The 5229-nt window shown below is 42.6% G+C and carries 5 protein-coding genes; 2 read left to right on the forward strand and 3 right to left on the reverse strand.

Annotated features, from left to right (window positions below; genetic code table 11):
- Window positions 1–403 precede the first annotated feature (403 nt).
- From HWQ44_RS30955 to HWQ44_RS30965, 3 genes are all read right to left on the reverse strand, one after another.
- Window positions 404–1288, reverse strand: a complete 885-nt coding sequence (locus HWQ44_RS30955; RefSeq protein WP_292725920.1) for a hypothetical protein — start codon at window positions 1286–1288, stop codon at window positions 404–406.
- A gap of 70 nt (window positions 1289–1358) precedes the next feature.
- Window positions 1359–1952: a DUF1517 domain-containing protein gene (locus HWQ44_RS30960; protein WP_292725921.1), complete on the reverse strand. Its 594-nt coding sequence runs from the start codon at window positions 1950–1952 to the stop codon at window positions 1359–1361.
- 74 nt (window positions 1953–2026) lie between these two features.
- Entirely contained in the window at window positions 2027–3601 is a 1575-nt protein-coding gene (locus tag HWQ44_RS30965) for a pentapeptide repeat-containing protein (protein ID WP_292725925.1), read from the reverse strand.
- Between the two features lie 70 nt (window positions 3602–3671).
- On the opposite strand from HWQ44_RS30965, the gene HWQ44_RS30970 reads away from it, so the two are divergent.
- Together HWQ44_RS30970 and HWQ44_RS30975 are read left to right on the forward strand one after the other, a co-directional pair.
- The gene (locus HWQ44_RS30970; RefSeq protein ID WP_292725927.1) at window positions 3672–4511 is read left to right on the forward strand and encodes a prephenate/arogenate dehydrogenase; all 840 of its coding nucleotides are present in this window, start codon (window positions 3672–3674) and stop codon (window positions 4509–4511) included.
- A 205-nt stretch (window positions 4512–4716) separates the two neighbouring features.
- Window positions 4717–5010, forward strand: a complete 294-nt coding sequence (locus HWQ44_RS30975) for a hypothetical protein (RefSeq protein WP_292725923.1) — start codon at window positions 4717–4719, stop codon at window positions 5008–5010.
- The last annotated feature ends 219 nt before the right edge of the window (window positions 5011–5229 follow it).

The raw sequence follows: 5229 nt of genomic DNA on the forward strand, positions 1-5229 counted from the left end.
TCATGTTTCATATCTAGCAAGCTTTTTGCCGTTTTCTATCCGTCGAACTCACGTTTATTTAGACGGAAATTTTCAAAATATCATTCTATGGAACAACGCGCTCGACTTTATTGCACCGAGAGTATCCCAATTTTACAAGAGAAAAAAAGGGGAAAATATTCCCGATGGTAACTCTTGAATAGATTTGTGTGTCTCTCCTATAAGTAATCAAATTAGTGATGATTGCCACAGTCATTGCCCAACTAATCAAGTGAACAGGCATAATTCGTAATTCATAATTAATCATCACGAATTGCATAGATATAAAAGAGAAGCCGGAGGGTTACAAGTCAACCCTCCGACTTCTTTGTGCAACACACTACCTTTGATTGTTAGGCAGTCTATTTATTGAATTTGGAATTTCTTAACGGCGTCTGCTGCCAAAACCAGTTGAGCGGCGGGGTGCTGAACTACGCCCACTACCAAAACCACTACCAGAATTACGTCTGGTAGTGCTGGAGTTACCAGAGGGTCGCAACGTACTACCACCAAAACCAGAACCAGAAGGACGGTTATTACCTGTGGTACTACGCGGTGTATTGCGTACATTTGAATTTCCAGGATATGACCTTCTAATTGTCCCTGTATTGCGGAACGCAGTGCGATTTGTCACGGCTGCTGGTGGCGCATTGTAGCGAGTTTGGTAGTTTTGAACTGCTTGGCCATAGCTTCCGCCATATCCACCGAAGCCACTTAATCCTTGTCCTGATTGATAGACAGGGGGTACATAATACTGGGGTCTAAACAACATGCTACCAATTGCCTGTCCCGCCAAGCTACCAGCCACAGACCCAGCAAATGGTGCCCAGAAACTATTTTCTCGACGGACTACAACCGTCTCTTGTTGTCCTGTTTGGGGATTGGTTTTATTCTCGGTAACGTTGTGGACGTACTCAAGTTTAAAGTCTTCTGTCAGATATAAAATTGGTTGTCCTTTTTCTACCTTCAGATAGGTTTTCTTACCCTCCTTGATTTGATCGTCAGTTAACCGTGCCATTTGCAAATTTTCGGTTGAAAAGGTTGGGGGCTTATTGTTAAGTAAAAACAGGTTGTACTCCCCAGTTGCATCGTCATAAGTAGCTTGTTGTATTTGATACTCTCCGTCACTCAGCTTGGTGGCATTAGAGGTTTGGCTAACGTTCTTAGCTGGGGGAGTAGTTTGGTTTTCGCCTCCACAAGCAACAGTTGTTATACACAAACTCAGAGCTAAAAAAACGGCTGTAAATTTACGTACTATGGTCATGATCATTGGATTATTGTCCTATCTCTGAGCTTAACAATTTATCGATGTGAGTAGTAAGTACGGACTACCCAACAGATTACAAAGGAATCAATTCTGGGTAATATTGCAACAGTTGATCGCTAGTGAGTTCATCGCCTAACTGTGCTGGTGAGAAATGCACTTGGATTGCCTTCAATCTATGTTTGTAATGCAAATTTATCAATGCTTTCAATCCTTCCTTGAGTGCCTGAACGTTAGAAAGATCGGTTTCTAACTCTGGTACTTCTCCTTCATAAGCTACTGTAACGATCGCAATGACGTTGCGGGTTACAGGTATAGATAAAGGTTCATTCAATCCAGAGTCAGAACTGTAATCTGGTTCGCTGAGATATCTTTCGGCAGAGTCAGTAAACAATTCATTCACGTAATCTCCTGCCTCGCCTTCACTCCAAAATACGTCACCTTCGTTGGCAGCAGAAAGCCAATATTCATCGTATTGCAGTAGGGTTTGACTAATTTCTACTAATCCTTCTCCCAAAACTTCTAAGTCGCCCTCGGCATCGATTGCATCTCGTCCAGCACTATTTAATACTCCCAAAATTGGCGCTACTTCACCTCCCCCTAAGTGCAGAAATAGGCGAAAGACTACATAACGAGTTCGACCGATCATTTTATTAAAGATATTGCTCATTTTTGTCCTCCAAAATTTTGTTTATTGTCATTTGTCATTTGTTATTTGTCTAATCCCCTATGTATACCCAATGACTAATGACTAATATAGTGAAATCCTTTAACAAAATCCATAACCATATCTAACGAAGGTAATATAGATTTTGTTGATTCATTAGATATATCATCATAAGCTGAAGCATTGAGAGCAGAGCGATTAATAAATCTTTTCCCAAAGTTGGGATGGTCATAGACAATCAAGGTGTGGGCGCTGGAATTCGTTAAAACTATTTGGGTTGGGGCTTTACAAAAATTTAACTTTGCAGCTACTTCGATATTTCTTTTCATCTGCTTAATTGTTGTAGCCTGACTCATGGCTTGTTCTAAAAGAATATTTAATTGTTTCACTATATGGGGCGATTTTAACGATTTTAAATTTTGGTTAGCAACAACTTCACTGTTAATCATTTCCACTATACTGGAAATATTATTTTGAGTAGATGCTGCATCTAGAAAGGGAAGAATCACAATGCAAGCAGTGGGAAATAATGCTTCGTCGCTATCTACATGAAAGGTGAAAATAGTTCGACGACGGCCACTTTCGATGCTTGGGGGTTGTTTCAGCCCTCGGTATTCCTGAGCAATTTGGTAGTAAGCCCCAGCGATCGCAAAATTGGCTTCGTGTTCTAGGGCTGCATCAACAATAATCCGAATTGTTGGCGGTGTTTCGTTAAAGAAATCTCGTGACTCTTCAGAATGGAAGTTTTGGATAATGGAGCGATCGCCATTTGGGCTAAGATCGACCCATTCACAAACCATCCCTTCGGTTTTCAAACCAAACCTGGACGTGGCATAAAGCTTGGCTCCAGTTAAAGTTGCTCCTGTTAAGTCAGCACCGATCCATTCCGCCCTAATTAATTTTGCCTGAGTTAAATTGGCGTGGACTAAACTTGTATTTGTTAAATTGGCATTGCTTAAATCTGCGCCAATTAAATCAGCCCCACTTAATTTTGCACCGCTCAAATCTGCCCACCGGAGATTCGCACCACTCAAATCTGCCCACCGGAGATTCGCGCCGCTCAAATCTGCTCCGCTCAAGTTAGCATGGCTGAGATTGGCTTGTCTAAGTTCGGCATCTCGCAAATTTGCACCGCTCAGGTCAGAACGACTGAGATCGCTGGCGTTTAAGTTAGCCATCTCCAAGTTGGCTCCGGTCAAGGAAGCACCTCTCAAGACAGACTCACTCAAGTTAGCGTGACGGAGACTCGCTTGGCGCAGTGTCGCCTCTCGCAAATCGGCACTAGTAAGGTCAGCCTCCGACAAGTCAGCGCGACTGAGGTCAGCGCGAATTAACTCGGCGCGGATTAACGAGGCTCCTCTAAGTTGAGCGCGACCCAAATCCGCTCGAATCAAATTAGCGACGTTGAGACTAGCATTGTTAAGGATGGTGCTACATAAATTCGCCCCACTTAGTCTGGCGACATTCAGCTTGGCATTGCTCAAGTTAGCTTCACTCAGATTCGCGCCACTCAGGTTGACGATACTCAAATTAGCATTGCTAAGATTCACACCACTGAGTCTGACCCCACTCAGGTTGGCTTCTGCAAGGTCAACACCACTAAAGTTTAAGACTCCTGCTGCGTATTTTTCCAGTAATTCCTCTACAGTCATCGATACTACCCCTTGGATGCCAACTTTAATAGTTGGTAAAGTCATAAAAAACAGAATGTCAAAATCAAAAATGAATATTGGGATTTTAGGATTGGGACTGATAGGCGGATCTTTGGGTTTTGATTTGCGATCGCAAGGACATCATATCTTAGGAGTTAGTCGCCGTGAAACCACCTGTCAAAAGGCAGTTACCATCGGCAGTGTTGATGAAGCATCAGTTGATCTGAGCCTGTTAGCAACCGCAGAAGTTGTATTTATTTGTACACCTCTAGCACTTATTGTGCCCCAATTTGAACAGTTAATCGCTCATTTGCCTATGACTACAGTCGTGACTGATGTGGGTTCGGCGAAAGCACAGATAGTCAAGGATATTTCTCCCCTTTGGGATAATTTTATCGGTGGTCATCCAATGGCGGGAAGAACAGACAGTGGGATAGAAGCTGCACAGCGAGATTTATTTCTCGATAAACCTTATGTTCTAACACCAATAACTAAAACACCAACTAGTGCAATTACGGTTGTGGAAGAAATTGTGCGATCGCTGGGAGCGAATATCTACTATTGTCAACCTGAGCAACATGACCGCGCTGTGAGTTGGATTTCCCATTTACCTGTAATGGTCAGTTCCTCGTTGATTGCTGCTTGTTTGAGTGAAACTGACCCCGATGTTTTGCAATTAGCCCAAAATTTAGCTAGTTCAGGTTTTCGGGATACTAGTCGTGTGGGTGGTGGGAATCCAGAGTTGGGCGTGATGATGGCGCGATATAATCGTCAAGCTTTGCTGCGATCGCTGCAACAATATCGTCAAAATCTCGATGAGTTGACTAACTTAATTGAGCAAGAAAATTGGGCAGTTTTAGAGGAAAAGTTTAAATCAAGGCAACAGGCACGACCTGATTTTGTTAAATAATTATCGGGTGCGTTCAGTTATCGACAACGCACCCATTTTTACATTTAATCAGTTAATTGATTAAGTTTGTTGGCTGCTTTTTTGTCAAAACAACTCTCCAGAGCTACTCAGAAATTCCAACAATAAAATCTTTAAAAAATGCTACTCAACAGTTTGATAGTCACCAAACCGATGTACCATACAGATAAATTTACAAAAATCAACAATGGTAGAACGTCCAATCAAAAAATCGGAACGTCAGTCTCAAGCAAGTGCTGACAACAATTCCGAAAATGCGGATTCTGTAACCCCTATTGAATCCAACCCAAAAAACTCAAAACCGAGCCGTAATCGCTCGTCTGACAAAGGGAAAAAAGCATCATTCGGAGATGAAAACAGGCATCAGGGGAATCCTGCCCTAGCGCGTGGCCCAAAACCGGTTAAACCTCCAGCAGCCAAAGTCAAAACAGAAGAACTTGAAACCGAATCAGAACCTATATCTGAGGAGCCTCAAGACTAATATTACAGTGTTGCATGTGATGTGGGAGGCTATAAGCATATAAAAACTGTGATTGCTAGCTCCGAAAGCAGCGATCTGCCCCCCATCACCATTAGGTTATTCTTAGCGATCGCATAGCATCTCACAGAGTTACTGTATGTCAATTGAAACAGCCCTTATTTGACCAGGGTTAGCGCGTCTCAAAGCCTATTGACAATAGGACTTGCCTGATATAGCAAT

Origin of the sequence: Nostoc sp. JL34 (genome assembly GCF_017114945.1) — a bacterium.
In the GTDB taxonomy this organism is placed as follows: domain Bacteria; phylum Cyanobacteriota; class Cyanobacteriia; order Cyanobacteriales; family Nostocaceae; genus Nostoc.

Excerpts from the sequence above, each read along its gene's own strand:
- HWQ44_RS30955 (WP_292725920.1), bottom strand. The coding sequence starts at position 1,288 with ATGATCATGACCATAGTACGTAAATTTACAGCCGTTTTTTTAGCTCTG.
- HWQ44_RS30960 (WP_292725921.1), bottom strand. The coding sequence starts at position 1,952 with ATGAGCAATATCTTTAATAAAATGATCGGTCGAACTCGTTATGTAGTC.
- HWQ44_RS30965 (WP_292725925.1), bottom strand. The coding sequence starts at position 3,601 with ATGACTGTAGAGGAATTACTGGAAAAATACGCAGCAGGAGTCTTAAAC.
- HWQ44_RS30970 (WP_292725927.1), top strand. The coding sequence starts at position 3,672 with ATGAATATTGGGATTTTAGGATTGGGACTGATAGGCGGATCTTTGGGT.
- HWQ44_RS30975 (WP_292725923.1), top strand. The coding sequence starts at position 4,717 with ATGGTAGAACGTCCAATCAAAAAATCGGAACGTCAGTCTCAAGCAAGT.